We start from the raw sequence: 26,567 nt of genomic DNA, 5'->3' as shown, positions 1-26,567 counted from the left end.
TGACGCCAGACATATCACACAAGCAACCGCCCTCACGCCATCGCCCCCATCAACTCACGGCCCACCAGCATGCGCCGGATCTCCGACGTGCCCGCGCCGATCTCCATCAGCTTGGCATCACGGAACAGCCGCGCGACGGGCGCATCGGTGAGGAAGCCCGCCCCGCCCATCGCCTGCACCGCCTGATGCGCCTGCACCATCGCCTGCTCGCTCGCATAAAGGCAGCAGGCCGCCGCATCCTGCCGGGTCACGTCGCCCCGGTCACAGGCCTTGGCCACCTCGTAGACATAGGCGCGCGCTGAGTTCATCGCGGTATACATATCCGCGATCTTGCCCTGCATCAGCTGGAACGAGCCAATCGGCTGACCGAACTGCTTGCGCTCGGCCAGGTATGGCATGATCTCGTCAAGACAGGCGGCCATGATCCCTGTGCCGATGCCCGCCAGCACGACGCGCTCGTAATCGAGGCCCGACATGAGCACGCGCACGCCCTTGCCCTCTTCGCCCAACACGTTCTCGAACGGCACCTCGACATCGTCAAAGATCAACTCGGCGGTGTTACTGCCCCGCATCCCCAGCTTGTCGAAATGCGGGGACGTGCTGAACCCCGCCATGGCCTTCTCGATCAGAAACGCCGTGATCCCCTTCGCGCCCGCCTCGGGGTCGGTCTTGGCATAAACCACCAGCGTGTCGGCATCCGGCCCGTTGGTGATCCAGTACTTGTTGCCATTGAGCTTGTAATGATCGTTGCGCTTCTCGGCGCGCAGCTTCATGGCGACCACGTCGCTGCCCGCCCCCGCCTCGGACATGGCAAGCGCGCCGACCTGTGCGCCGCTGACCAGCCCGGGCAGGTATTTCGCCCGCTGTTCGTCCGTCCCGTTCAGCTTGATCTGATTGACACACAGATTGGAATGCGCGCCATAGCTGAGCGACACGCTCGCCGAGGCGCGCGCGATCTCTTCCACCGCGATCACATGGGCGAGGTAATTCATGCCAGAGCCGCCGTATTCCTCCGGCACGGTGATCCCCAGCAGGCCCAGATCGCCCATCTCGCGCCACAGCTCATTCGGAAAGACGTTGTCGCGGTCCACGTCCGCCGCCATCGGCTTGACGCGGTCCTGCGCCCACCGATGTACCATCTCGCGCAGGGCGTTCACATCCTCGCCAAGGTCAAACTGCATCACGGCATTGAACATCGCGCCTCTCCTCCTCGGCTCGCATTTATTGAACGCTTGTTCATTTTATAAACCGAGCGTCCCCCAATCGTCAATCGTCGGATCAAGAGCGTGTAAGCGGCGTGTCGCCTAGAATCGGTAAAGTTTTAGATTTCTCAGATTATCTCCCCTGACTCACCATGTTTTCCATGTAATACTTGCCGAAACGCAACTTTTTGGGAATCCCATCCATGGCGCATGCCGAAATAAAGACCGTGGCACAGTGGGCTCGGGGGACAGATTGGCGCCTGTCATTGCAACACAGCTGCGCCAATCACGCCCTGGTCTGGATCACAAGAGGCCAGGGAATCGCCGTGATAGACGGGGTGCGGCGCGGCATGGGCGTGCACAACGCCCTCGCGATCCCGGCCGGCAGCATGTTCTCGCTCGATCTGGGGAAAACCGGGTTTGGCATGGTGTGTCTCGTACCTGCCGGCGGTCCCATCCTGATGCCGGATACGGCCAACCACCTTCGAATCCGGGATGTCGCAAACCAGAACGAATTGACCGCGATTTTCGAGGCGATGCAGCGCGAACAATCCAACCAGCGTGACTTTATGGACGAGGCGCTGAACGCGCAGGCGCAGTTGATGTCGGTTTGGCTGCGCCGCGCCATGATCGCCTATGGCACGCCGGAGCGCCCTAGCGCCAGCACGCGCCTGATGCGGGCCTACGCGGCGCTCATCGCGCGTGACTTTGCCAATGGTCGATCAATGGCCGTCTACGCACGCGCGCTCGGCGTTACACCGACCCATCTCACGCGGGTTTGCAAGCAGGCGTCTGGTCTGACCGCAGCCGATATGCTGACCGAACGCAGCCTGCACGCCGCGCGGGACATGCTCGAGGCGGGCGAGCAACCGATCGGACAGATCGCGGCCTGCCTCGGATTTGGCAGCGCAGCCTATTTTTCACGCTTCGTGTTACAGCACACGGGTCAAACCCCATCGGCGCTGCGCACGGCTGCGGCGGCGCGTCCGGTGCCCGCGCATACCGGCTGAACCACAGGCGCTCACGGGCCGCACCGGAACGGGTTGCGCTCTGACCCTGTGCATTATCTAATGGGCACAAGACCGAACGCCGCGACAGGGCCCTGCCCTCCTTTGTGAAAGCCACCAATGACGCGCCAGATGCTTCCCCCGCCGCACGCCGCAGTTCTTGACGATGCGCGCGCCCTCCAACGGGGACAAATGACGCGACGCGAATTTTTGGGCCGCGCCACCACGCTTGGCCTGAGTGTGGCAGCCGCCTACCAGATGGGCGGTCTCGGCAGCCCGGCCCGCGCGGATCCCGCGATCGCGGATGGCGGCACATTGCGCATTCAGCAAAACGTCAAGCCCCTCAAGGACCCGCGCAGCTATGACTGGAGCGAGCTCGCCAATCAGACACGCGGTTTTCTGGAATATCTTGTCGAGTATCAGGCGGATGGCACATTTCGCGGCATGCTGCTGGACCGGTGGCAGGTCAACGAGGATGCGACGAGCTACCTTTTGCATGTCCGACCCGGCGTAGAGTGGAACACCGGCGAGCCGTTCACCGCGCAGGATGTCGCCCACAACATCGCGCGGTGGTGCGATACGGGCGCTGTGGGCAATTCGATGGCGGGCCGGTTTGCCGGGCTCATAGACCCAGAGACCGGACAGGCCCGCGCAGGCGCGATCACGGTGATTGACGATCACACGGTTACCCTGTCGCTCTCGCAGCCCGACATCGCCATCATCGCCAACATGTCCGATTATCCGGCTGCAATCATGCACGAAAGCTATGACGGGGGCGATCCGTTTGCGCATGGTATCGGCACGGGCCCCTTCCGCCCGGTCAGCCTGAACGTCGGGCAAAGCTGTATCCTGGAACGCAACCCCGATCACCGGTGGTGGGGGAGCGCGGTCTTTGGCGGGCCGTGGCTGGACCGGGTCGAATTCATAGACCTTGGCACGAACCCGTCGGGCTGGCTGGCCGCCGCAGAGGGGGGCAAGATCGACTTGCTCTATGAAACCGTGGGCGATTTCATTGACGCAATGGACGCCATCGGCTGGACCAGAACGCGCACCGAGACCGCCGCAACGATGGTCATCCGCGCCTCGCAGGCGGCGCGGATGGTGGGAACCAACCCCTATACACAGGTCGCCGTGCGCCGCGCACTGGCGCTCGCCGTGGATAATGCGATCTGTCTGGAATTGGGCTATTCCGGGCGCGGCACGCTGGCCGCAAATCACCATGTCAGCCCGATCCACCCCGCCTATGCCGATATCGGCCCCGCACCTCACGACCCGGCCGCCGCGCGCGCGCAGATCGAGGCCGCAGGCCTGCTCGGATTTGAGCATGAGCTGGTCACGCTGGATGACGAATGGCAGCGCAATACCGGCGACGCGGTCGCCGTCCAACTGCGCGACGCGGGGCTGAACGTGCGCCGCAACATCTTGCCCGGTTCAGCGTTTTGGGACAGTTGGCGCGATTTCCCGTTTTCCGCCACGCAATGGAATCACCGTCCGCTCGACGTGCAGGTGCTCAGTCTCGCGTACCGTTCCGGCGCGGCGTGGAACGAGACAGGGTTTGCCAATGCCGAATTCGACCGGCTGCTTGACGAGGCCAATCGCCTCGCCGATCCGGACAGGCGGCGCGGTGTGATGGCACGGCTTGAAACCATATTGCGTGAAGAAGGCGTGATCATTCAGCCCTATTGGCGTGCGCTGTTCAACCACCACAACGGCCGCCTTGTGAACGCCGAGAAACATCCCTCGAATGAGATCCATCTCTACAAGATCGGGTTTTCGGCCTGATCTCAGGGCGGGTTCAGATGCCCATGATGACCTTCACGTAATTGCGTGTTTCCTTGTAGGGCGGCACGCCGCCGTATTTCTGCACCGCGCCCGGCCCGGCATTGTAGGCCGCCAACGCGAGACGCCACGAGCCAAACGTGCGATACTGCGCCGCCAGGTAGCGCGCACCACCTTCTAGATTTTCGCGCGGGTCGTGCGGGTTTACACCCAGCTTGCGGGCCGTCATCGGCATCAACTGAGCCAATCCGATCGCCCCCTTGTGAGAGCGTGCATCGGCCCGCCAACCCGATTCCTGCTGCACCAGACGCAAGAACAGATCCTCCGGCACGCGGTGCCGCCGCGCCGCCTGTTTGGCGAGGGCCAGATAGGGCCCGCTATATGTACCACGGAACGCGGGCGCGAGATCATCCCACATGGTCGGGGTCTTTACCCGCTCGGGCTGCAATCTCACCGAATTGTTGTATTGTTCGCGCGCTCGCGTATCCAAAACCTTGGTTTGCGATTGAAACAGGCTGACCCTGCTCTTGCTCGACAAAACGTCAGCGGATGTCACGCCCGGCCCGATCAGCCCCAACGCCAAAACCGCGCTTGCGATCTTTTGCATGCTTGTTCTGCCCTCATTCCCCAGCTTGGCGCGTATTATATGGATTTCATGGGCGAAATCGACCCTTTGTTTGCCCCACGCACCGAGGTTGGCGGGATCTGGCGCATTTATCCAAAATTTTAACCTTTCCTTCACGGCGATGCGGTGGTGTAACCGACACAACGCAAGGCACAGCATGACAAAGGGAGAGCGCGATGGCCGGCTCTGTGAACAAGGTAATAATTATTGGCAATCTGGGTCGCGACCCCGAAGTGCGAACGTTCCAGAATGGCGGCAAGGTCTGCAACCTGCGCATTGCCACCTCCGAGAACTGGAAGGACCGCAACACCGGCGAACGGCGCGAGCGCACCGAATGGCACACGGTGGCGATCTTCAACGAGGCGCTTGTGCGACTGGCCGAGCAATATCTGAAGAAAGGCTCGAAGGTCTATATCGAGGGCAAGCTGGAAACCCGCAAATGGCAGGATCAAAGCGGTCAGGATCGCTATTCGACCGAGGTTGTCCTGCGCCCCTATGCCGGAGAAATGACATTTCTCGACGGCCGCAGTGATGGCGGCGGCGGTGGTGGCGGCAGCTATGGCGGCGGTCAGGATCAGGGCTATGGCGGTGGCGATTATGGCGGCGGTCAGAGCAGTGGACCCGGCAGCAGCCGGCCCCCAAGCGACATGGACGACGAGATCCCGTTCTGAGCCAACAGCACGGCGCAGGCATGAGGCCGCATTCCGCAGGGTGCGGCCTTTTTCATGCGCGTCTTAACCTCAGCGCAACGCGAATCGCCTTCAATTTGGCGCATGCGCCTCACGCTCGATCCTGAATTGCACCCGCCGCCTGCCCCGGCCTTGATGCAACAATGCCCCGAATATGGCCGCGCCCTGCGGGCGATTGGGGTCAAGGTGCACACCGCGCGGATCGTCTCTGGCGCCGATGTGATGGCGCAGGCGCTCGTGGTCGAACGGCGCTTCGGGCCGCTCCGCGTGTCGTGGATACCAAGGGGGCCGGTCTGCGCACCCACGCTTGGCCCTGAAACCGGCATCGCGATCTACCGTGCCTTGCGCAGGGCACGCCCGCATGATCTCTGGCTCATCGGGGGAACACCCGCAGAGCGCGCGCAGCTGGCATCGGCGGGTTGCCGCCAACTGGCCCGCGCGCAACATCACGCCCTGCTCGATCTGCGCGCCCCGTCCGCAGACCGGTTCGCCAGCCTGCATGGCAAATGGCGCAACCGGCTGCGCGCAGCACGGCGCACCGGCCTCGTGATCCGGGAGCGCGCGTTCGATCCGCTGCTCGACGCCGGTATGCTCGCCCGTGAACGCGTGCAGCGCCGTGCGCTGGGCTATCGGGGCCTGCCCGCGGCATTCACCACGGCCTACGCCAGCCAGACCCCCGGCGCGGCGCGTCTGTGGTCGGCGTGGGAGGCGAGCCACTGCATCGCGACAATGCTGATCCTGACACATGATCGCACCGCCACCTACCATATCGGCTGGAGTGGCGGGCGCGGGCGGGCGCTGTCGGCGCATCATCTGCTCTTGTGGCAGATATCAGAGCATCTCGCGAGGCGCGGATTTGCCTGGCTCGATCTTGGCCTCATCGACGCCCAACACCTTCCCGGCCTTACCCGTTTCAAGCAGCGGAGCGGCGCAACCGTGGCACCCGGAGATGCGACATATGTCGGCCTGCCACGCTTCGCGCTGTTTCACCGCCGACACACATGCGCCGCATGAAGCAGAGCTATGCACGCTTTGCCTCTGGTGTTTCGGCGCTGCGGCGTATAGGGCGCGGACCATCAAGGAACAGGACACCTCCAAATGGATCTGCGCAACATCGCTATCATCGCCCACGTCGACCACGGCAAGACCACACTCGTGGACGAGTTGCTGAAACAGTCGGGCGCTTTTCGCGCCAATCAGGCGGTCGATGAACGCGCCATGGACAGCAACGATCTCGAACGCGAGCGTGGCATCACGATCTTTGCCAAGCCGACAAGCCTGATGTGGAAATCGACCCGCATCAACATCGTCGACACCCCCGGCCACGCCGATTTCGGCGGCGAGGTGGAGCGTATCCTGTCCATGGTCGACGGGGTTGTCCTACTCGTCGATGCTGCCGAAGGCCCGATGCCACAGACCAAGTTCGTCACCTCCAAGGCGCTCGCCCTCGGGCTGCGGCCCATCGTGGTGCTCAACAAGGTCGACAAGCCCGATGCCGAGCCCGACCGCGCGCTCGACGAATGTTTCGATCTCTTTGCCTCGCTCGACGCCAGCGAGGATCAGCTCGATTTTCCGCATATGTACGCCTCTGGCCGCTCCGGCTGGGCCGATCACGAGCTTGACGGCCCGCGCAAGGACCTCTCGGCGCTCTTCGAGCTGATCATCAACCACGTCCCGGCCCCCAAGCAGATCGCGCAGGCCGACGATGATTTCCGCATGCTCGCCACCACGCTCGGCGCCGACCCCTTCGTTGGCCGCCTGCTGACGGGCCGGGTGGAATCGGGCCGGCTCAAGGTCGGGCAAACGGTGCAGGCCCTCAGCCGCATCGGCCAAAAGATCGAACAGTTCCGCGTCACCCGCATTCAGGCCTTCCGCGGCCTTGCCAGCCAGGACATCGACGAGGCCGTGGCAGGCGATATCGTCAGCCTCGCGGGCATGTCCAAGGCCACTGTCGCCGACACGATCTGCGCCCTTGCCGTCGAGGATGCAATCGCGGCCCAGCCAATTGATCCGCCCACCATCACCGTCACCTTCGGCATCAATGACAGCCCGCTCGCGGGCCGTGACGGCAAGAAGGTCCAGAGCCGGGTGATCCGCGAACGCCTGATGAAAGAGGCCGAATCGAATGTCGCCATCCGCATCACCGACACGCCGGGGGGCGAGGCATTCGAAGTCGCCGGGCGCGGCGAATTGCAGATGGGCGTGTTGATCGAGAACATGCGCCGCGAAGGCTTCGAGCTCAGCATTTCACGGCCACAGGTCCTGATGCGCGAGGGCGAGAACGGTGAGCGGCTGGAGCCCATCGAAGAGGTCACCATCGACGTCGATGACGAATATTCCGGCGCAGTGATCGAAAAGATCACCGGCCCGCGCAAGGGGGAGCTGGCCGAGATGAAACCGGCGGGCGCAGGCAAGACGCGGATCATCGCGCATGTCCCGTCGCGCGGTCTGATCGGCTATCACGGCGAGTTTCTGACCGACACACGCGGCACCGGCGTGCTCAACCGTGTGTTCCATGGCTGGTCCCCGCACAAGGGCCCGATCCCCGGCCGCCGCGCGGGCGTGCTGATCTCGATGGAAAACGGCGAAGCGGTGGCCTTTGCCCTGTGGAACCTCGAAGACCGCGGCCGCATGTTCATCGGCGCGCAGGCCAAGGTCTATACCGGCATGATCATCGGCGAGCACAGCCGCGAGAATGACCTCGAAGTGAACCCGCTCAAGGGCAAGAAACTCACCAACGTGCGGGCCTCGGGCACCGACGAGGCCGTGCGCCTGACAACACCGGTCACGCTCAGCCTCGAAGAGGCGATCGCCTATGTCGACGATGACGAACTTGTCGAGGTGACGCCCAACGCCATCCGCCTGCGCAAGCGCCATCTCGACCCGCATGAGCGCAAGCGCATGTCCAAAAAGGCATAACAGTGTCGGCCTGACCTGTCCCATGGGTCAGGCCACCGGCACACGCGAGGATCACGTTTTGCTGAGCGCCGTGGCGCCGGTCCGTGGTCTGTGGCAGGCTTGCAAGATGTCTTGGAAGGATGTCTTGATGTCTCGCCACGTTTCGCTCGCTGCGTTTCTCTGCCTGTTGCCAATCGGGCTGAGCGCGCAGGAGACCGCCCCCGAAACCGGACCGGCGCCCGCCCCGGAGATACACTCCGACGCGGCGATGACGCTTGAGCGTCTTGACAACATCCTGCGCGCCCTCGACCCGGAGATGCAAAGCAACGGGTCGATGTGGCAGCTCACCGTTAACGAAGTTCAGGTGCTTATCGTCACGGACGTTCAGGCCGACCGCATGCGTGCCATCACCCCGGTACGCCAAACCGACGGGATGACACCCGAAGAGATCAAACGCGTCATGCAGGCCAATTTCGATACCGCGCTCGATGCGCGCTATGCCATCGCCAAGGACATCCTGTGGTCAGCGTTCATTCATCCTCTCGCGCCGCTGGAAAAGGATCAACTGATCTCGGGGATTGGGCAGGTTGTCAATCTCGCCGAGAGTTACGGCACGCTCTACTCTGGTGGCGCGCTCCAATACGGCGGCGGCGACAGCGGCGCGCTGCAACGCGCGCTGATCGACGACCTGCTCAGGAGAGGCGAGGAGATCTGATCCCGATGAGGTTGCCCGTCAGACAACGATTTCTGACCGGAATGGCAAGGATCACGGCGCTGGCTGACGGCGCTCCCTTGCACTCGCGCGACGCGCGCTCTACATCTCGGGCATGACATGACAAGGAGATGTCGCAATGGCCATGCTCGCCTCTGACCTCGAAGCCCTGATCCGCGAGGCCCTTCCCAATGCCACGATAACCGTCGAAGGCGATGACGGCGTGCATTTCGCAGCCGAAGTCATCGACGAGAGTTTTCGCGGGATGAATCGCGTGCAACAGCAACGCGCCGTGTACGCGGCTCTCAAGGGCCGGATGGACGGGCCCAACGGTGCGGTGCACGCTTTGGCCCTCACAACGAAAGCCCCTGCCTGATACATGGAACTCCGCCTGATCGTCATCATTCTACTTCTGCCATTTGCGATTATCTTCGTATATACGATGTGGCATGAATTTCGACGATACCGGCGCGATGGCAGCGCAGAATACGGTCTGAGCTATGATCCCGAGACAAACAGCACGCATGTGACAATTCTGAGCGAGGACGAAACGGGGTACGACCCCGACGACACCGACACCCCGGCCGATGCCGATGCAATGAACGATAGGACACCCACCATGACCGACGCCAAGAGCCGAATTGATGACACCGTAAAATCAGCCGACGTGGTTCTCTACATGAAGGGCACCAAGGATATGCCGCAATGCGGCTTCTCTTCCCGGGTCGCGGGCGTCCTGAACTACATGGGCGTCGAATTTTCCGATGTGAATGTTCTGGCTGACGAGGACATCCGCCAAGGCATCAAGGACTATTCCGACTGGCCGACAATCCCGCAACTCTACGTCAAGGGCGAGTTCGTCGGCGGTTGCGACATCATCACCGAGATGACCCTGTCCGGCGAGCTGGATCAGTTGTTCGAGAAATCCGGCGTGACCTATGACAAGGACGCCGCCGAGAAGATCCGCGAAGCCAACGCCTGAGCAAGTCTCTCGTCATCCACGGACCGCACCACGTCATCCTCGGGCTTGACCCGAGGATCCCGGCGTTCCACAGATCGCCTGGCCAAGCGTGAGCATGAGGCATCGAGGACGGGGTAAAGACCGTCCTCTCAACGCCTTACCGTCGCGTCCAGCCCCAAAGACACAGCATTTCCATCGCCACATGCGCGCCTGCGATTGCCGTCGCTCCGGACGTGTCAAACGGCGGCGAGACCTCGACCACATCGCCGCCCAACAGGTTGATGCCCGCGAGGTCGCGCAGCAGGATCGCGGCCTGCGCCGAGGTCAGACCACCCCAGACCGGTGTGCCGGTTCCGGGGGCAAAGGCCGGGTCCAGCGCGTCGATGTCAAACGTCATGTAAACATTGGCGTCGCCCACGATCTCTCTGATTTTACGGGCAGTTTCGACCGGACCTTGCAAATGAACCTCGCGCGCGTCGATCGTCGCGATCCCCATCGTGTCCGGGTTGACCGTCCGAATCCCAACCTGCACTGAGCGCTCCACATCAATCAGCCCAAGCTTGACCGCCTTGTAAAACATCGTGCCGTGGTCGATCCGGTCCATGTCGTCATCGGCCCAGGTATCGGAATGCGCATCGAACTGAATCAACGCCACCGGCCCGAACTTTTCTGCGTAAGCTTTTAAAATCGGAAGAGAAATATAATGATCGCCGCCGAGCGCGATGGTCGCGGCACCGGCATGCAGAATTCCCCGGATATGCGCTGTCAACGCATCAGGAAAGTCCGCTATCTTGGCGTAATCAAACGCTAAATCTCCATAATCCACGATATTGAGCGCCGCAAGCGGATCATAGCCATCCCAGCCATAGGGCGGGTCGAAGACCTGCAACGCGCTTGCCTCGCGAATGGCCCTCGGCCCCAGCCTCGTGCCGGGGCGGTTCGTCACCGACTGATCGAATGGCACACCGGTCATCGCCACATCGACGCCCGTCAAATCCTTGGTATACCGCCTGCGCCCGAAAGAGAGCGCGCCGCCAAACGTGTTTTCAAAACTCGGACCACGCAAAGAGTCGCGTGTAAAAGCTTGATCTATGTGTACTTTCGCGTCTTCAAGCGCCATAAAGCATCCCTCAGCCGACAGGTTGTGCACGCTCGACGAGCCGTGCGAAAAACGAGGCACCCACAGGGGCCACCGCATCGTTGAAATTGAACCCCGGATGATGCAGGCCCGGCCCCTCACCCTGTCCCAGAAACAGGTAAGAGCCAGGTCGCTCTTGCAGCATGTAGGAAAAGTCCTCCGCCCCCATCTCGCGTGGCCGGTCCGCGATCACCGCGCTGTCGCCTGCCACGTCCCGGGCGATGGCAGCGGCAAACTCGGTCTTGTCGGCATCGTTGAGGGTGGCCGGATAGCCCAATTCAATCCGGACATCGGCCCGCACACCATGCGCGGCCGCGGTGCCCTCGGCCACCTCGCGCAGACGGCGATGCACCATCTTCTGGACTTCGGGGGTGAATGAGCGGATCGTCGCATTGATATAGGCGGTCTCGGGTATCACGTTATCGACGGTGCCTGTATGGATCTGCGTCACCGAAATGACGAGATCATCCAAGGGGTTGCGATTTCGGCTCACGATCGTCTGAATGGCCTGCACAATAGCCACCGTGGCCACGACCGGATCACGCGTCTCATGCGGCATGGCCGCATGGCCGCCTTGTCCGATCACGTCGATATGGAGCGTATCCACGGCGGCCATGATCGGCCCGGGGGTGGTCTCGAATGTGCCGGCTGCGGCACCGGGCAGGGTATGGAGCGCATAGACCTGATCGACCCCGTAGCGCGAGAGCGCGCCCTCCTCGACCATCACGCGCCCGCCGCCCGGCCCCTCTTCGGCCGGTTGAAAGAGCAGCACCACGCGCCCCGCAAAATTCCGCGTCTCCGCCAGGTACCTGGCCGCACCGAGCAGCATCGTCGTATGCCCGTCATGGCCGCAGGCATGCATCTTGCCCGGGGTCTTGCTGGCATAGTCGAGCCCCGTCACCTCGGTCATCGGCAGCGCATCCATATCCGCCCGCAAGCCGATGCACGGGCCATCGCCCTGCCCCTCGATGACCGCGATGACTCCGCTGGTCGCGACCCCGGTTTCGATCTGCGAGATACCGAACATGCGCAGCTTGTCCACGACAAAGGCGGCCGTCTCGTGGCAATCAAACCCGATTTCAGGATGCGCATGAAGATGCCTGCGCCATTCCGTCATTTCATCTGCAAATCCCGCTATGCGGTTGATCACGGCCATCTCTGGACATCCTTTTCATCTCGCGTCAGGGTCCACTCAACCCCAAAGACGAGGCCGCTGCAATGCCCGAAGATAAGCTTATTCACGATCCCAAAGGTGGCATGCGTCGCCTCGTTGCCATCATGGCCCGGCTGCGCGACCCCGAGACGGGATGCCCTTGGGACATCGAGCAGGATTTTGCGAGCATCGCGCCCTATACCATTGAAGAAGCTTATGAAGTTGCCGATGCCATCGAACAGCAGGATTGGCCGGAATTGCGCGGAGAGCTTGGCGATCTGCTGTTGCAGGTGGTCTTTCATTCGCAGATCGCGCAGGACCGGGGGCTGTTCGACATTGAGGACGTGGCCAACGCGATTTCCGACAAGATGGTGGCACGGCACCCGCATGTGTTTGGCAGCGAAACCCGAGACAAGACCGCCGAACAGCAGACCCGCGATTGGGAGGCGGTCAAGGCGGCAGAGCGCGCTGCGCAAGACAGGTCCGGCACGCTTGAGGGGGTCGCGATGGGTTTGCCAGCACTTCTGCGTGCCGTCAAACTCCAGAAGCGGGCCGCGCGTGTCGGGTTCGATTGGCCAGAGACCTCCCATGTTCTCAACAAGATACAGGAAGAAGCTGAAGAACTTCATGACGCTCTGGAGCACCTGAGCCATGACAAGGTCGAGGAGGAATTCGGAGACTTGCTCTTTGTCATGGCCAATCTGGCGCGTCACATGAAGCTATGCCCCGAAACGGCGCTGCGCCGGGCCAATGCCAAGTTCACGCGCAGATTCGAGCGCATAGAGGCGCTGCTCGCAGCCGACGGGCGCAAACCGGAAGATTCGGATCTCGCCGAGATGGACGGCCTGTGGGATCAGGCTAAATCAGAAGAGCGCGCCTGATCGCGTCTTGCGAGACGCGGCGTAACAGGAGAGACTCGGTAAGGCATCAAGAGAGGGATAGGCCAATGACGATCATGGACGAAGCGCGCAACGTTATGGGTGACGTGCTGGAGCCCTGCTCCAACGCGCCGCTCACCGGTTTTTTCAGGGACGGTCATTGCAACACCTGCGCCGAGGATCATGGCAGCCATACAGTCTGTGCCCTGATGACGGCAGAATTTCTGGCCTATTCGAAATATGTCGGCAATGACCTGAGCACCCCACGCCCGGAATTCGGCTTTGCCGGTCTCAAACCGGGCGATCAATGGTGTCTATGCGCGGCGCGGTTCCTGCAGGCGCATGACGAAGGATGCGCGCCCCAAGTGAATTTGGCTGCAACGCACGTGCGCGCTCTGGATATCGTCCCGTTTGACGTGCTGCGCGTGAACGCCGGCTGATCCGCCGCGCTGCCGTGCCTCTGGAAACCGCGCCCAAGAACATCATGTACGGCGCATAAATTACTGTTTTTAATCAGTTAAATCCGTTCTGACCTGTGGTTCAGCACGACACGACATGATGGGTCGCGCGGACAATCAATGAGGTGCCTGTGCACGTGCGCCACCGTCCTGGCCTATCATGAAACGCCCCTTTCAGGCTTTGACAGTCGCCCTTGGCCATACCCTATACACCGCGCACTCGGGGCCTTTTCCACTTTGCCGCCGGTTCGACAATCAACTCGCTCAGCGCCCAGACCAGTGCATCGACCCGGTCGGGGCTTCCCTTGCCTTCAAACCCGCGCGTGGTCATCGCGCACATCTGATCCTCCAGCGCCGAAAGCCCCCGCAGGTGATGCACGCGCCCCTGCTCGTAGAGGGCCGCCACAGGCTCCGCCCGCGCGACCTTGCCCCGGCTGGCATGCACCGACCGGAACGGCACCAGCGGGTCGACCTGCCGGATCACCTGTTCCACCAGATCACCGCCCTGGTTGACCTCGGCCACCAGCCGTTCGGCCCCCCAGTGCTCCATCGCGCGAATCGCGGCCTTGGCCCAGCTTGCGGGGCTGGCCGCGCGCACGCTGGCATCGGCCAGCACATAGGCCCGCCAGTCCTGTACCGGGCCCCGCGTGACCGCGCCCACCACCACGATGCCGCATGCGTCCGAGCCCGCATGCCCGGTCACCGGCGGATCGACCGCCACCACGATCCGGTCGAGATCGGGCGCAGCCTGCACCCGGCCCGCCTCGAGCATCGCAGGCGTCCAGAGCGCATCTTCGGCAGTATCGACCAGCACGCCATCCAGTTCCTGCCGCCCCAGCCGGGTGCCCGCATAGCGCGCGCGCACCTCTTCCAGAAATCCCTCGGCCAGATAGGCGGCATTGGCCTCGGTCGCAGCACTTGTCACCACCGTGCTGGAGGCCGCCAGAATATCCTTGAGCACGCCCACATTGCGCGGCGTCGTGGTCACGCAGACGCGCGGATCATCCCCCAGCCGCAGGCCGAATTGCAGCATGTCCCAGGTCTCGCGCGCCTTCTTCCACTTGGCCAGCTCATCCACCCAGGCCCCGTCGAATTGCGGCCCGCGCAGCCCCTCGGGATCATGCGACGAAAACGCCTGCGCGATCGCCCCGTTGGGCCAGACCAGCCGCTTGCGCGTCGCCTGCCATTCCGGCCGCCGGTCGGACGGCGAACAGGCCATGATTCCGCTTTCGCCGAAAATCATCACCTCGCGCACCTGATCTATGGTCTCGCCCACCAGCGCCAGCCGCGTGCAGCGCCCCTCGTCCAATGGCCGCGCGCCCTCGACCTGCGCGCGCACCCATTCCGCCCCGGCCCGTGTCTTGCCCGCGCCGCGCCCGCCCATGATGACCCAGGTCCGCCAGTCGCCCTCGGGCGGCATTTGATGCTCCAGCGCCCAGAACTCGAACAGGTAGGGCAGCGCCAGCAATTCCCCTTCACTTAGGGCATCCAGGAACTGGTCCTGAACATCTTGCCCTCCTGAGACGATCCATGCGGCACCCGATCGCGTCCCGTGCGGCGTCGAAATCAATGGCATATCCATGGACAATGCCACGCTCTTGTCGTTTGCGTTTATCAAGTTGTGCCTCCGCTTCTATCGCAATCTTCAGCCATTGCCGGATCTCGGCGGTGGCCTTGGTCGCGTTCCTCAATTCATCGACATCCCCGGCCTTAATCCGGTGATACAGGTCTTCCAATTCCTGACGCATATCCGCCAATTGGCCCTCCAGCGCGTTGATGGAGGTGGTCAGGCCCGTAGGCCCCTCGTCGGGGGTGATCAAAACCATGCGTGCTCTTGCCTCATGCGATTGTCTGATGGTGGGTATTGCGCGCCTCCGCCGTGTCGACATGAAAAAGCGGCCTCCGGGGGTCCCCGGGGCCGCTCGCCCATTTCGTCGATCATGGCACAACCTATACGCGACACCGCGCGCAAAGTCAATCAAGAGCGCCTGATAAGCGCCCGTACTAATTACATTTTGTTAACATTCACCACAGGCGCAGAGCACGATTGTGAACCGGCCTACTCCGCCGCCTGCGCTGCATTCTCCGCTTCGATCTCAGCGGCGCGCTTCTCGACCTGTTCGACGATGTGATCGATCATCTGCGCGTTATCCATGCGGTGGCTCTGCTTGCCCGCCAGATAGACCATGCCGTTGCCGGCCCCGCCACCGGTAAAGCCGACATCGGTCATCAGCGCCTCGCCGGGGCCATTCACCACGCAGCCAATGATGCTGAGGCTCATCGGCGTCTTGATATGTTCCAGCCGCTCTTCCAGCGCCTCGACAGTCTTGATCACGTCAAACCCCTGCCGCGCACAGGACGGGCAAGAGATGATGTTAACGCCGCGATGCCGCAGCCCGAGAGATTTCAGGATCTCGTAGCCGACCTTGACCTCCTCGACCGGGTCGGCGGACAGGCTCACGCGAACCGTATCGCCGATGCCCATCCAAAGCAGATTGCCCAGACCAATCGCGCTCTTGATCGTGCCCGAGGTCAGCCCTCCCGCCTCGGTGATCCCGAGATGGATCGGCGCATCCGTGGCCTCGGCCAGTTGGCTGTAGGCGGCGGCGGCCATGAACACGTCGGACGCCTTCACGCTGATCTTGAACTCGTGGAAATCGTTATCCTGCAGGATGCGGATATGTTCCAGCCCGCTCTCGACCATCGCATCGGGGCACGGCTCACCATACTTGTCCAGCAGATGCTTTTCCAACGACCCGGCATTCACCCCGATCCGCATCGAGCAGCCATGATCCCGCGCCGCCGAGATCACCTCGCGCACGCGGCGTTCATCACCGATATTGCCGGGGTTGATCCGCAGACAGGCGGCCCCGGCCTCAGCGGCCTCGATCCCGCGCTTGTAGTGAAAATGAATGTCGGCGACGATCGGCACCGGGCTTTCGCGTACGATTTCCTTCAGCGCCTTGGCAGATGGCTCATCCGGCACCGACACCCGCACGATATCTGCGCCCGCCTCGGCGGCGGCCTGCACCTGTGCCACCGTGCCCGCCACATCGGTGGTGAGCGTATTGGTCATGGTCTGCACGGAAATCGGCGCATCGCCGCCGACGGGGACATTCCCCACCATGATCTGACGACTTTTGCGGCGATAGATATTGCGCCACGGGCGGATATGATTGAGCGACATGGCGTTGCCCCCGTTCGGTCTGAGAGTGGCTTTCGCCTCTAGATAATACGACCAGCGCTCCGGGGCAATCGTGCGTCAGTCACTCTTGTGCGTCAGCAGGCACCTGGAGCTCGGCCACATAACGCATCAGATCCTGATCTGCTTCGATATCAGCCAGCGCATACCGCTCGGTCAGATCCGCAGCCGTCAGCGCCAGACCGGATGTCACCGAACCACGCTCGCCTGCCGGACCGTAATGCGACCCGTTCACTGCGAAATAGACCGCCCCCGATTCGCCGACCCGAAGGGTTGGCGGCTCTTCGGTCGCCGGAACGTCGTAGCTGTCGCCGGCATTCATGATCCCTTCAAAGATCACACTGCCATCCCCTGATCGCACCCTGACCCAAGCCGGACGCACCGCCACCAGTCGCAGCCCGTCCCGCGTATCGGCGACCACCTGAGGTGGCACCGACGCCTCAGGCGCATCGGCACCTTGTGCCTCACGCAGGGCAAGGGCGATGCTGCTGTCGCGATCCGCCTCCGGTGTGTTGGGGCTAAGCGTCCCCACTTCACGCGGGTCCAGCGTGGAGATCGGCGCGTCGCGCGCAACCATGACCGGAACATCCAACGCTTTCGGGCGATAAAGCCTGCTCAACCGCTCGTCGCGCGGGGGCTGAAACACACCGGCCGCATTGTCGACACCCTGATCTTCGACCGTGCCACTCAGTGCTGCACCATTCAACGGATCAAGATCGGCGAGAACGACCGGAGTGTTCTCAACAGGTGCCAATTGCACCTGCTGCACCTGCCTCAGGACGCTCCAGCCTCCATAGCCAATCGCACCGATCAGGGCCACAAGCACCAATGCCGACCCGATCGCGCCCGGTTCAATCCGCGCAAGAAAACTTTCAGAGGCCGGCAGAAAAGGCGTGTTCGGGGCCATAAGAGGGTCTTGCGACACGGCCTTGCGGCTCTTGGTCGGCCCGGACTTTCGGATAGATGACGCCTCTGCGGACATCCCATGTGCAATGGAAAAACCGGATTCGACGCAAAACGCCTTGAATGCGTGATCCGGGTCCATGCCAAGATAACGCGCATAGGATCTTACATAGCCGGGAATGAAACCGGGCGTGTCAAATGCCGAAGGATCACAATTCTCGATCGCCGCGACATATGTGGCTTTGATCCGCAGTTCGCGTTCGACATCGAGCAGGGATTTACCAAGGGTCGCGCGCTCTCCGCGCATAAGATCGCCAAGGCGTAACTCGAAAGCGTCAAAGCCGCGGGCCTCAACGTCCTCCTCTTCGGCCTTCCGCGAAAATCGCCGCCCAATCATGCGATCCCTGCCTCTTGCAAGTGCTGCCCTGTTGCTCGACCTGTTTGATTCGAGCTCTCGACGTTTCTTTCCTACACGTTAGCACAAGGCAAGTTCTATTGCACGCGCGTCGAGGTCAGCCCGCCAATTCGGCGCGATTCAGCGCGCAATGGCTCCAGAGTTCGTCCATGGCATGCACCACCGCATCCATCTCGTCGGGACCATGCACCGGCGAGGGGGTGAAGCGCAGCCGTTCCGTGCCGCGCGGCACGGTGGGAAAGTTGATCGGCTGCACGTAAATGCCATACCCCTCAAGCAGCATGTCCGACAGTTTCTTGGTATGCACCGGGTCGCCCACGATCACCGGCACAATGTGGGACCCGTGATCAATCAGCGGTAATCCCATGCCCTTCAGCCGGGTCTTGAGGATTTTTGCCTGCGTCTGATGCTGCTCGCGCAGCTTGCGCCCCTCCGAGGTCTTCAGAAACGCGACCGAGGCCGTTGCACCCGCCGCCAGCGCCGGCGCCAGCGAGGTCGAAAAGATGAAGCCCGGCGCATAACTGCGTACCGCGTCACACATTTTCGCGCTCGCGGCGATATAGCCGCCCATCACGCCATAGGCTTTGGCCAGCGTGCCGTTGATGATGTCCAGACGGTGCATCAGCCGGTCGCGCTCGCAGATCCCCGCGCCGCGCGGGCCGTACATGCCCACCGCGTGAACCTCGTCGATATAGGTCAGCGCGCCGAACTCGTCCGCCAGATCGCAGATCGCCTCGATGGGGCCAAAATCGCCATCCATCGAATAGACGCTCTCGAACGCGATCAGCTTGGGCGCGTCCGGATCGTCGGCCGCCATCAGCTCGCGCAGGTGCGCGACATCATTGTGCCGAAAGATCCGCTTGGCCCCGCCATTGCGGCGCACGCCCTCGATCATGCTCGCGTGGTTGAGCGCGTCGGAATAGATGATCAGCCCGGGAAACAGCTTGGGCAGCGTGCTCAGCGTCGCATCATTGGCGATATATGCCGAGGTAAAGAGCAGCGCCGCTTCCTTGCCATGCAGATCGGCAAGCTCCGCCTCCAGCCGCTTGTGATAGACCGTGGTGCCGGAAATGTTGCGCGTGCCGCCAGATCCGGCCCCGGTGGCGTCAATCGCCTCGTGCATCGCCGCCAGCACGACCGGATGCTGCCCCATGCCCAGATAATCATTGCCGCACCACACCGTGATCGGCTGCTCATTGCCATCCGGTTTGCGCCAGGTCGCATGCGGGAAATTGCCGTTGCGGCGCTCGATATCAATAAAGGTGCGATAGCGCCCCTCGTCGTGCAGGCGTTCGATCGCTTGATCCAGCTTGGCCGCGTAATCCACTGGCATGTCCTTCCCTTCGGCACCTTCAGGTGGCGGTCGGCCACCCTTGGGGTCTTTGATGGCACATCGCGCCACTTATTCAATATTTGGAATGCATATAATATACATCCCTTTCGCACAACAGGTTACAAATTGCCGCCCCTGCCCTCCTTGACCTGTGTCAACTCGCTGGACAGTGCTGCGCGGCCTGTTACCCTCGCCAGAATACATAGACCAGACCCAAAGGCCACCCATGTCCCTTTCCGCCGTTCTCACCCGCATCGACGACCAATTGCCCACAGCCCTCGACCGGTTGTCGGGGCTGCTCCGCATCCCCTCCATCTCCACCGATCCAGCCTATGACGCAGACTGCGAGGCGGCGGCGAACTGGCTGGTAGAAGACCTCCAAAGCCTTGGTGTCAAAGCAGAAAAGCGCGCCACACCGGGCCGCCCGATGGTCGTGGGCCATGTCGACGGGAAAAACGGGCCAGAGGGCACCACCGGCCCGCACCTGCTCTTTTACGGCCATTACGACGTGCAGCCGGTCGACCCATTGGACCTGTGGCATACTGACCCGTTCACCCCCGAGATCGAGGACACGCCGCACGGAAAAGTGATCCGCGCGCGCGGCGCCTCGGATGACAAGGGCCAGCTGATGACCTTCGTCGAGGCCTGCCGCGCCTACCGCGATGTTCACGGTCACCTGCCCTGCCGCATCACCTTCTTCTTCGAGGGCGAGGAAGAATCAGGCTCGCCCTCGCTCATCCCTTTCATGCGCGAGCATGCCGCCGAACTGTCCGCCGATCTCGCGCTGATCTGCGATACCTCGATGGTCGCCCCCGGCGTGCCGTCCATCGCCTCGCAACTGCGCGGCATGCTCAAGGACGAATTCACCATAACCGGCCCGCGCATCGACCTGCATTCCGGCCATTACGGCGGCCCGGCTCTCAACCCGTTGCGCGAAATCTCCCGCCTGATCACCTCGTTTCACGATGTCACAGGACGCGTCACCGTAGAGGGATTTTACGACGGGGTTCGGGAGGTGCCCGAAGATCTTATGCGCCAATGGGACACCTGCGGGTTCGATGAGCAGGAGTACCTGTCGTCCGTCGGCATGACCCGCCCGCATGGCGAGCAGGGCTACTCCACGCTGGTTCAGCAATGGGCCCGCCCGACGCTCGAAATCAATGGCCTGTGGGGCGGCTATCAGGGGGCCGGCACCAAGACCGTCATCCCGTCTCAGGCACATTGCAAATTCACCTGCCGCCTTGTCGGGGACATGGACCCGGACGCGCTGCGTCAGAAGATCCGCAAACATGTCGAGGACCGGCTCTCACCGGATGCCAAGATCACGTGGGATCAAAGCCTCGACGGCTCGCCCGCCGCCGTGATGAACACCGACCGCCCCGAGTTCGAGGCCGCGCGTCAGGCCCTTACGGCGGAATGGGACCGCGAGGCAGTGCTGACCGGCATGGGCGGCTCGATCCCCATCGCAGGGTTTTTCAAGGACATCCTCGGCCTCGATGCGATGCTGATCGGTTTCGCCCAAGAGGATGACGCCATCCACTCGCCCAACGAGAAATACAACGTCGAAAGCTTTCACAAGGGCATCAGATCATGGGCACGGGTGCTGGACGCGCTGGCCAAATAAGAGTGGAGCAAATGATCCCCGCCTTCGCCGACCACACCACCGGCGCCCTCGGCATGGCCGATGACAGCGCCGACCTGGCAGCCAAGACACCCTGTCGGCACTCATCGGCGCATTGGACGCGCGGCGCCCTTCATCTGGCTGACAATACCTCGGGGGAGTCGCCGCTCGCGGCGACGGGGGCCGCGCCCCCTGCCACGTTTTAAACCTCGATGACATTCGAGTCGAATGTGCGACGGATCAAGTTGCAGCATCGTCGCGCCCGGGGCACTGCAAATAGCGGCAAAGCTGGGCCCCCTTTATCCCCGCGCCTGAAAGACGGCACTCACTTCGGCGCGTATGATACGCGCGATCTGCGCGCAATCGTCGAGGCTGAAGGTCAGTGGCAACCGCATGTCCACCACCCCGCGCAAGATCCTGTCGCTGGCCGGCATCGGCTCTGACGGGGCATAGCGCCAACTGTCATAGCGGCTGGTGAACCCCGCAGGCTCAGAGGCCCCGAACCACTTGAGCTCGACGCCCCGCGCCAGACAGCGCCGCAAAACCTCGGAGATCCCGTCCCCCTCCCAGTCCAGCAGCAGAAACTGGATCGACGAGCCGACATAGCTCTCCTGCGCGGCGCGCTCCACCAGTGTCAGACCAGGCGTGGCGCGCAGCCCGTCCTCGACCACGCGATAGCGCGCATTCCACGCCTCGCATTGCGCATCCAGCCTGCGCAACTGGGGTCGCAGAATGGCGGCGCGCAGATGGTCCATCCGGCCCGACACATTGGGGGTGTCGTATTTGATCTCGTCAAACACCGCATCCGGCGGCACGGTGCCATGCCGCGTATATAGCATGTAGGACCCCGACAGCAGGATCGCGCGCGCCATCACCTCGTCGTCGTCGGTGACGAGCAGGCCACCCTCCCCGGAATTCATATGCTTGTAGGTCTGGGTCGAATAGCATCCGACCCGGCCCCACCGGCCCGAGGGGATATCACGCCAGGCCGCACCCATCGTATGCGCGCAATCCTCGATCACCGACACACCCGCCGCATCGCATATCTCCATCAGCCGGTCCATATCCGCGAGATGGCCCCGCATGTGGCTGAGCATCAGCACCTTCGCCCGGCCCGCCTTGGCCGCGAGATCGTCAAGATCAATCGTCAGCGCCTCGGTGACGCCGACAAAGACCGGCACGGCCCCCACGCTCGCAATCGACCCGGGCACCGGCGCCAGCGTGAACGCATTGGTCAGCACCCTGTCGCCCGGCGCCACGCCCAACGCGCGCAGCGCGGTTGCCATGGCATAGCCGCCCGAGGCAACGGCAAGCGCATATGTCGCGCCGGTATACGCCGCAAACTCTCGCTCCAGAAGCGCCACCTCGCCGGGCTCGTCCCCCACCAGATTATAGCGATGCAGCCGACCGCTGCGAAGCACCTCCATCGCCGCGGCGATGCCCTCGTCCGGGATCGGGTCCTGCTGGGTGAAATTGCCGGTGAAAATCTCTGTCATAGGAGTGTTCTGAGCGGCGGCCCGGGTTTCGTCAATGGTTTTGAGCCGGGTCGCGTCTCACATTCAGATAATCCGAAACACCCCTCCGGCTCAACTGATGAGACGGCGCACCACGTCCGGCAACTCGTCATAATGACCGAGCACCGCCTCGGGCCGCAGATCGGCCACCATGGCACCGCCGGGACCGAACCCCACCAGCACCGACGGCACCCCCGCCGCGCGCGCCGTATCGTGGTCGGTGACGGTATCCCCGACCATCAAGGCGCGCGCCGGATCGCCGCCCGCGCGGCGCACTGTCTCACGCAAATGCTCGGGGTCGGGCTTGCGCACTGCGAGGGTATCGGCCCCGGTGAGCGCCTGAAACACATCCAGCACACCCAATCGCTCCAACAGCAGCCGGGCCAGGCGCTCGGGCTTGTTGGTACAGATCGCCACGCGGTAACCCTCGTCGCTCAGGCGTTCGACCGCCGCCATCGCACCGGGATAGAGCACCGTGTGCACATCAATGGCCCCGGCATATGCCTCCAGCAAAACCGGGTAATACCGGTCGATCACAGCCTCGTCGCCGGCACGGTCCAGGCGGTCCATCCCAAGGCGAAGCATCGCCCGCCCGCCGCGCAGCGCGACACCGGCATCCGCCGCGTTCAGCAAATCCCCCACGCCCATGTCGCGAAAGCAGGCATTGGCCGCAGCGAGCAGATCGCCGCTGGTATCGGCCAGGGTCCCGTCCAGATCAAAAACAACCGTGCGCATCGCCCCGCCTTTTTCCTGTGCCGCCGCATGGCAACTTTTTGCTCAAGCCGTTGTCGAAACGGCAATCAAGTTTGACGCGCGGTGCCCTATGCCCTTGCACCTTTGGTGCAACCCGATAAAACGGACGCCGATGGAATACAAAGGAAATCAGATGGCGACGGCACTGATCGTTCTTGCCGCAGGACGCGGGACACGCATGAAATCGGACCTCCCCAAGGTGCTGCACCCGATTGCCGGCGCCCCGATGCTCGCGCATGCGATGGCCGCTGGTGCCACCCTTGATCCCGATCACGTGATCGTCGTGGCCGGTCACGGCGCCGAGGCGGTTCGCAAGGCCGCGCTCGAATGCGACGCGCGCGCCCGCGTGGTGATCCAGAACGAACAACTGGGCACTGCAAATGCCGTCGACCAGGCGGCACCGCTGCTTGCCGATTACGACGGCGACGCGCTTGTGCTTTACGGTGACACGCCCTTCATCCAACCCGAAACGCTTGAGCGAATGCAATCGGCGCGCGCGGATCATGACATCGTGGTGCTTGGCTTCGAGGCGGCCGATCCGGGCCGCTACGGGCGGCTCGTCACCGAGGGCGATACCCTTGACCGCATCGTCGAGTTCAAGGATGCGACGCCGGCCGAGAGCGCGATCTCGCTGTGCAACAGCGGCGTGATCCTTGCGCCTGCGCGGCTGCTGTTCGAGCTCATCTCGCAGGTGACCAATGACAACGCGTCCGGCGAGTACTACCTGACCGACATCGTCGCACTCGCCCGCGCGCGCGGCTTCTCGGCGACGGCGGCGACCTGTGACGAGACCGAGACGATGGGCATCAATTCCCGCGCCGAGCTGGCCATCGCCGAATCGGCCTTTCAGGCCCGCAAGCGCGCCGAGGCGCTGGAAAACGGGGTCACGCTCACCGCCCCCGATACGGTGCAATTCGGGCATGACACATACCTCGGGCGCGACTGTCTGGTAGAGCCCTACGTGGTGTTCGGCCCCGGTGTCACCGTCGAGACCGGCGCGCATATCCGGGCGTTCTCCCATCTCGAAGGCTGCCACGTCGCGCGCGGCGCCGTGGTCGGCCCCTATGCGCGGCTGCGCCCGGGCACAGAGCTGTCCGAGGACGCCCGCATCGGCAATTTCGTCGAGGTCAAGAATGCGCTCATCGGCGAGGCGGCCAAGGTCAATCACCTCAGCTACATCGGCGATGCGCAGGTCGGCGAGGCGAGCAATATCGGCGCGGGCACCATCACCTGCAATTACGATGGCGTCGGCAAGCATGAAACCATCATCGGCGCGCGGGTGTTTGTCGGCTCCAACACCATGCTCGTGGCTCCGGTTACACTCGGTGACGAGGCGATGACAGGGTCCGGCTCCGTGATCACCCGCGACGTAGCCGCCGGTGCACTCGCGATTGCGCGCGCCGAGCAGGTCGAAAAACCGGGCATGGCGCGCAAACTTTTTGAAACATTGAGATCCAAAGCGTCGAGACGCAGTAAGGTTGCAGAATAATGTGCGGGATCGTCGGAGTACTTGGCAATCATGAGGCGGCCCCCCTGCTGGCAGAGGCTCTCAAGCGTCTGGAATACAGGGGCTATGACAGCGCTGGTATCGCCACACTCCAGGAGGGGCACCTTGAAAGGCGCCGGGCGGTCGGCAAGCTCGACAATCTCTCGGATTTGCTTGTGCATCAGCCTCTGGCCGGCAAGGCCGGGATCGGCCATACTAGGTGGGCGACCCATGGCGCCCCGACCGAGGCCAACGCCCATCCGCACAGATCCGGCCCCGTCGCCGTTGTCCATAACGGGATCATCGAGAATTTCCGCAACCTGCGCGCCGATCTGGCCGCCGCAGGCATGGGCCACGAGACCGACACCGATACAGAAACTGTGGCGCTGCTGACGCATTTCCACATGTCGCAGGGCATGGGCCCGGAAGACGCGGCACGCGCCACCATCGCCAAACTCGAAGGCGCCTATGCGCTTTTGTTTCTGTTCGACGGCTTTCCGGATCTGCTGATCGCCGCACGCAAGGGCAGTCCGCTGGCCATCGGACACGGCGATGACGAGATGTTCGTGGGCTCCGACGCCATTGCGCTCGGGTCCATGACCGACCGCATCACCTATCTCGAAGAAGGCGACGTGGCCGTCATCACGCGCCAGAACCTCCTGATAACGGATATCAATGGAAACCCGGCAATGCGCCCGGTGAAAACCATCGAGATCGACAGCGCCCGCGTCGACAAGGCCGGTCATCGGCATTTCATGGCCAAGGAAATCGCCGAACAGCCCTCTGTCATCGGGGATGCGCTCGGGCATTACCTTGGGCAAGACGGGCGCGACATCGTCCTGCCCGACACCTCGCCGGATTTTGCGCAGATCGAGCGTTTGACGATGGTCGCCTGCGGCACCGCGTATTATGCCTGCCTCACGGCCAAATATTGGTTCGAGCAATTGGCGGGGCTGCCCGTCGACGTCGACATCGCCTCGGAATTCCGCTATCGCGAGCCGCCGATCAGTCCCGGCACGGTCGCCCTGTTCGTAAGCCAGTCCGGCGAAACCGCCGATACGCTCGCCGCGTTGCGATACTGCACCGGCCGCGCGTCGCGCATCATTTCGGTGATCAATGTTCCCGAAAGCTCGATTGCACGCGAGAGCGATCTCGCCTTGCCGATTCATGCCGGCGTCGAGATCGGTGTCGCCTCGACCAAGGCGTTCACATGCCAGTTGACCGTGCTCTTGCTCCTGGCCCTCAAGGCCGCACATCAGCGCGGCCGAATCGACGATGAGCGGCTGGAAGATCTCCTGTCGTCCTTGCGCGCCCTGCCCGCCACGCTGATCACCGCGATGGAGCGTGACAACCACCTCAAGGCGATTGCACGACAACTCTCGACCTCGCAGAACGCACTGTTTCTGGGGCGCGGGCTTATGTTTCCCCTGGCCCTCGAAGGCGCATTAAAACTAAAGGAAATCAGCTATATACACGCCGAAGCTTATGCATCCGGCGAGCTGAAGCACGGCCCCATCGCACTTATTGACGACACCATGCCGGTGATCGTCATGGCCCCCTGCGACGCCCTGTTCGACAAGACCGTGTCCAACATGCAAGAGGTCATGGCCCGAGGCGGGCGCATCCTGCTCGTCTCTGACGCGCAAGGTGTTGCAGCCGCTGGGGGCGAGGTCTGGCAAAGCGTTACAATGCCGGGAATCGACCCGATCCTCACGCCCTTGCTCTATGCCGTGCCTGCCCAGCTCCTTGCCTATCACACCGCTGTCGCAAAAGGCACAGACGTCGATCAACCGCGAAATCTGGCGAAATCCGTCACCGTCGAATAGCACGCAACCGGCGG

The 26,567-nt window shown here is 62.9% G+C and carries 24 protein-coding genes; 13 read left to right on the top strand and 11 right to left on the bottom strand.

The features are described from left to right. Window positions 1-32: 32 nt before the first annotated feature. Window positions 33-1,196, bottom strand: a complete 1,164-nt coding sequence (locus Q0X85_RS19465) for an isovaleryl-CoA dehydrogenase (protein ID WP_297774768.1) — start codon at window positions 1,194-1,196, stop codon at window positions 33-35. A gap of 332 nt (window positions 1,197-1,528) precedes the next feature. On the opposite strand from Q0X85_RS19465, the gene Q0X85_RS19460 reads away from it, so the two are divergent. Together Q0X85_RS19460 and Q0X85_RS19455 are read left to right on the top strand one after the other, a co-directional pair. Continuing rightward, on the top strand, window positions 1,529-2,212 hold the full coding sequence (locus tag Q0X85_RS19460; RefSeq protein ID WP_366130436.1) for a helix-turn-helix transcriptional regulator: 684 nt from the start codon (window positions 1,529-1,531) through the stop codon (window positions 2,210-2,212). 189 nt (window positions 2,213-2,401) lie between these two features. Next, window positions 2,402-3,991: an ABC transporter substrate-binding protein gene (locus Q0X85_RS19455; RefSeq protein ID WP_297774765.1), complete on the top strand. Its 1,590-nt coding sequence runs from the start codon at window positions 2,402-2,404 to the stop codon at window positions 3,989-3,991. Between the two features lie 13 nt (window positions 3,992-4,004). Here Q0X85_RS19455 and Q0X85_RS19450 read toward each other — a convergent pair whose 3' ends face one another. After that, window positions 4,005-4,595 (bottom strand): lytic transglycosylase domain-containing protein, encoded by a 591-nt coding sequence (locus tag Q0X85_RS19450; protein ID WP_297774764.1) that lies wholly within the window; start codon window positions 4,593-4,595, stop codon window positions 4,005-4,007. 194 nt (window positions 4,596-4,789) lie between these two features. Here Q0X85_RS19450 and ssb point away from each other — a divergent pair, with 194 nt between their 5' ends. The 6 genes from ssb to grxD all read left to right on the top strand — a co-directional run bounded on the left by ssb (window position 4,790) and on the right by grxD (window position 9,894). Next, on the top strand, window positions 4,790-5,284 hold the full coding sequence (gene ssb, locus Q0X85_RS19445; RefSeq protein WP_297774762.1) for a single-stranded DNA-binding protein: 495 nt from the start codon (window positions 4,790-4,792) through the stop codon (window positions 5,282-5,284). Window positions 5,285-5,386: 102 nt separating this feature from the next. Next, on the top strand, window positions 5,387-6,316 hold the full coding sequence (locus tag Q0X85_RS19440; protein ID WP_297774760.1) for a GNAT family N-acetyltransferase: 930 nt from the start codon (window positions 5,387-5,389) through the stop codon (window positions 6,314-6,316). Window positions 6,317-6,400: 84 nt separating this feature from the next. Next, entirely contained in the window at window positions 6,401-8,221 is a 1,821-nt protein-coding gene (gene typA / locus Q0X85_RS19435) for a translational GTPase TypA (protein ID WP_297774759.1), read from the top strand. Between the two features lie 127 nt (window positions 8,222-8,348). Then, window positions 8,349-8,915 (top strand): hypothetical protein, encoded by a 567-nt coding sequence (locus tag Q0X85_RS19430; RefSeq protein ID WP_297774757.1) that lies wholly within the window; start codon window positions 8,349-8,351, stop codon window positions 8,913-8,915. Window positions 8,916-9,051: 136 nt separating this feature from the next. Then, complete coding sequence (locus Q0X85_RS19425; protein WP_297774755.1) at window positions 9,052-9,288, top strand: BolA/IbaG family iron-sulfur metabolism protein; 237 nt, start codon at window positions 9,052-9,054, stop codon at window positions 9,286-9,288. Between the two features lie 243 nt (window positions 9,289-9,531). Next, window positions 9,532-9,894, top strand: a complete 363-nt coding sequence (gene grxD, locus Q0X85_RS19420) for a Grx4 family monothiol glutaredoxin (RefSeq protein ID WP_297774820.1) — start codon at window positions 9,532-9,534, stop codon at window positions 9,892-9,894. A gap of 136 nt (window positions 9,895-10,030) precedes the next feature. On the opposite strand, the gene speB is transcribed toward grxD, so the two are convergent. Both speB and Q0X85_RS19410 read right to left on the bottom strand, forming a co-directional pair. Then, window positions 10,031-10,993, bottom strand: coding sequence for an agmatinase (speB, locus tag Q0X85_RS19415; RefSeq protein WP_297774754.1), 963 nt, complete (start codon window positions 10,991-10,993; stop codon window positions 10,031-10,033). A 10-nt stretch (window positions 10,994-11,003) separates the two neighbouring features. Next, entirely contained in the window at window positions 11,004-12,167 is a 1,164-nt protein-coding gene (locus Q0X85_RS19410) for a M20 aminoacylase family protein (RefSeq protein ID WP_297774752.1), read from the bottom strand. Window positions 12,168-12,229: 62 nt separating this feature from the next. On the opposite strand from Q0X85_RS19410, the gene mazG reads away from it, so the two are divergent. Together mazG and Q0X85_RS19400 are read left to right on the top strand one after the other, a co-directional pair. Further along, a complete protein-coding gene (gene mazG, locus Q0X85_RS19405; RefSeq protein ID WP_297774751.1) occupies window positions 12,230-13,045 on the top strand; it encodes a nucleoside triphosphate pyrophosphohydrolase in 816 nt (271 codons plus the stop codon). 65 nt (window positions 13,046-13,110) lie between these two features. Continuing rightward, window positions 13,111-13,482, top strand: coding sequence for a DUF2237 domain-containing protein (locus tag Q0X85_RS19400; protein ID WP_297774750.1), 372 nt, complete (start codon window positions 13,111-13,113; stop codon window positions 13,480-13,482). 223 nt (window positions 13,483-13,705) lie between these two features. On the opposite strand, the gene Q0X85_RS19395 is transcribed toward Q0X85_RS19400, so the two are convergent. The 5 genes from Q0X85_RS19395 to hemA form a co-directional block, all read right to left on the bottom strand. Next, window positions 13,706-14,965, bottom strand: coding sequence for a terminase family protein (locus Q0X85_RS19395; protein WP_297774818.1), 1,260 nt, complete (start codon window positions 14,963-14,965; stop codon window positions 13,706-13,708). Window positions 14,966-14,975: 10 nt separating this feature from the next. Beyond that, window positions 14,976-15,326 carry a hypothetical protein gene (locus Q0X85_RS19390; protein ID WP_297774749.1) on the bottom strand — a complete coding sequence of 117 codons (351 nt, stop codon included), beginning with the start codon at window positions 15,324-15,326 and terminating at the stop codon, window positions 14,976-14,978. A 233-nt stretch (window positions 15,327-15,559) separates the two neighbouring features. Continuing rightward, the gene (gene ispG, locus Q0X85_RS19385) at window positions 15,560-16,687 is read right to left on the bottom strand and encodes a flavodoxin-dependent (E)-4-hydroxy-3-methylbut-2-enyl-diphosphate synthase (protein WP_297774747.1); all 1,128 of its coding nucleotides are present in this window, start codon (window positions 16,685-16,687) and stop codon (window positions 15,560-15,562) included. A gap of 79 nt (window positions 16,688-16,766) precedes the next feature. Beyond that, window positions 16,767-18,002, bottom strand: coding sequence for a helix-turn-helix domain-containing protein (locus Q0X85_RS19380; protein WP_297774746.1), 1,236 nt, complete (start codon window positions 18,000-18,002; stop codon window positions 16,767-16,769). A 115-nt stretch (window positions 18,003-18,117) separates the two neighbouring features. Continuing rightward, window positions 18,118-19,347: a 5-aminolevulinate synthase gene (gene hemA / locus Q0X85_RS19375; protein WP_297774816.1), complete on the bottom strand. Its 1,230-nt coding sequence runs from the start codon at window positions 19,345-19,347 to the stop codon at window positions 18,118-18,120. Between the two features lie 232 nt (window positions 19,348-19,579). Between hemA and Q0X85_RS19370 the strand changes: the two genes are divergently transcribed. Continuing rightward, window positions 19,580-20,977 carry a M20/M25/M40 family metallo-hydrolase gene (locus tag Q0X85_RS19370; protein WP_297774744.1) on the top strand — a complete coding sequence of 466 codons (1,398 nt, stop codon included), beginning with the start codon at window positions 19,580-19,582 and terminating at the stop codon, window positions 20,975-20,977. Between the two features lie 296 nt (window positions 20,978-21,273). Here Q0X85_RS19370 and Q0X85_RS19365 read toward each other — a convergent pair whose 3' ends face one another. Then, window positions 21,274-22,470 (bottom strand): DegT/DnrJ/EryC1/StrS family aminotransferase, encoded by a 1,197-nt coding sequence (locus Q0X85_RS19365; RefSeq protein ID WP_297774743.1) that lies wholly within the window; start codon window positions 22,468-22,470, stop codon window positions 21,274-21,276. A gap of 90 nt (window positions 22,471-22,560) precedes the next feature. Beyond that, on the bottom strand, window positions 22,561-23,223 hold the full coding sequence (locus tag Q0X85_RS19360) for an HAD-IIIA family hydrolase (RefSeq protein ID WP_297774741.1): 663 nt from the start codon (window positions 23,221-23,223) through the stop codon (window positions 22,561-22,563). 151 nt (window positions 23,224-23,374) lie between these two features. Here Q0X85_RS19360 and glmU point away from each other — a divergent pair, with 151 nt between their 5' ends. Continuing rightward, window positions 23,375-24,730 (top strand): bifunctional UDP-N-acetylglucosamine diphosphorylase/glucosamine-1-phosphate N-acetyltransferase GlmU, encoded by a 1,356-nt coding sequence (gene glmU / locus Q0X85_RS19355; protein WP_297774739.1) that lies wholly within the window; start codon window positions 23,375-23,377, stop codon window positions 24,728-24,730. Then, window positions 24,730-26,553 carry a glutamine--fructose-6-phosphate transaminase (isomerizing) gene (glmS, locus tag Q0X85_RS19350; RefSeq protein ID WP_297774737.1) on the top strand — a complete coding sequence of 608 codons (1,824 nt, stop codon included), beginning with the start codon at window positions 24,730-24,732 and terminating at the stop codon, window positions 26,551-26,553. The genes glmU and glmS overlap by 1 nt, the downstream gene beginning before the upstream one ends. Window positions 26,554-26,567: the final 14 nt, after the last annotated feature.

It is taken from the genome of uncultured Roseovarius sp. (assembly GCF_947259555.1).
In the GTDB taxonomy this organism is placed as follows: domain Bacteria; phylum Pseudomonadota; class Alphaproteobacteria; order Rhodobacterales; family Rhodobacteraceae; genus Roseovarius.
Note: the sequence above shows the minus strand (reverse complement) of the source record. Positions and strands in the feature narration are given on the sequence as shown.

Bases quoted from the DNA above. Each gene is read 5' to 3' on its own strand.
- Q0X85_RS19440 (WP_297774760.1), top strand. From the start codon at position 5,387: ATGCGCCTCACGCTCGATCCTGAATTGCACCCGCCGCCTGCCCCGGCC.
- grxD (WP_297774820.1), top strand. From the start codon at position 9,532: ATGACCGACGCCAAGAGCCGAATTGATGACACCGTAAAATCAGCCGAC.
- Q0X85_RS19400 (WP_297774750.1), top strand. From the start codon at position 13,111: ATGACGATCATGGACGAAGCGCGCAACGTTATGGGTGACGTGCTGGAG.
- glmU (WP_297774739.1), top strand. From the start codon at position 23,375: ATGGCGACGGCACTGATCGTTCTTGCCGCAGGACGCGGGACACGCATG.
- Q0X85_RS19380 (WP_297774746.1), bottom strand. From the start codon at position 18,002: ATGATTGGGCGGCGATTTTCGCGGAAGGCCGAAGAGGAGGACGTTGAG.
- Q0X85_RS19450 (WP_297774764.1), bottom strand. From the start codon at position 4,595: ATGCAAAAGATCGCAAGCGCGGTTTTGGCGTTGGGGCTGATCGGGCCG.
- Q0X85_RS19430 (WP_297774757.1), top strand. From the start codon at position 8,349: ATGTCTCGCCACGTTTCGCTCGCTGCGTTTCTCTGCCTGTTGCCAATC.
- Q0X85_RS19370 (WP_297774744.1), top strand. From the start codon at position 19,580: ATGTCCCTTTCCGCCGTTCTCACCCGCATCGACGACCAATTGCCCACA.
- Q0X85_RS19425 (WP_297774755.1), top strand. From the start codon at position 9,052: ATGGCCATGCTCGCCTCTGACCTCGAAGCCCTGATCCGCGAGGCCCTT.
- Q0X85_RS19390 (WP_297774749.1), bottom strand. From the start codon at position 15,326: ATGGTTTTGATCACCCCCGACGAGGGGCCTACGGGCCTGACCACCTCC.
- ispG (WP_297774747.1), bottom strand. From the start codon at position 16,687: ATGTCGCTCAATCATATCCGCCCGTGGCGCAATATCTATCGCCGCAAA.
- Q0X85_RS19455 (WP_297774765.1), top strand. From the start codon at position 2,402: ATGACGCGACGCGAATTTTTGGGCCGCGCCACCACGCTTGGCCTGAGT.
- Q0X85_RS19465 (WP_297774768.1), bottom strand. From the start codon at position 1,196: ATGTTCAATGCCGTGATGCAGTTTGACCTTGGCGAGGATGTGAACGCC.
- ssb (WP_297774762.1), top strand. From the start codon at position 4,790: ATGGCCGGCTCTGTGAACAAGGTAATAATTATTGGCAATCTGGGTCGC.
- Q0X85_RS19365 (WP_297774743.1), bottom strand. From the start codon at position 22,470: ATGACAGAGATTTTCACCGGCAATTTCACCCAGCAGGACCCGATCCCG.
- Q0X85_RS19410 (WP_297774752.1), bottom strand. From the start codon at position 12,167: ATGGCCGTGATCAACCGCATAGCGGGATTTGCAGATGAAATGACGGAA.
- typA (WP_297774759.1), top strand. From the start codon at position 6,401: ATGGATCTGCGCAACATCGCTATCATCGCCCACGTCGACCACGGCAAG.
- glmS (WP_297774737.1), top strand. From the start codon at position 24,730: ATGTGCGGGATCGTCGGAGTACTTGGCAATCATGAGGCGGCCCCCCTG.
- mazG (WP_297774751.1), top strand. From the start codon at position 12,230: ATGCCCGAAGATAAGCTTATTCACGATCCCAAAGGTGGCATGCGTCGC.
- speB (WP_297774754.1), bottom strand. From the start codon at position 10,993: ATGGCGCTTGAAGACGCGAAAGTACACATAGATCAAGCTTTTACACGC.
- Q0X85_RS19360 (WP_297774741.1), bottom strand. From the start codon at position 23,223: ATGCGCACGGTTGTTTTTGATCTGGACGGGACCCTGGCCGATACCAGC.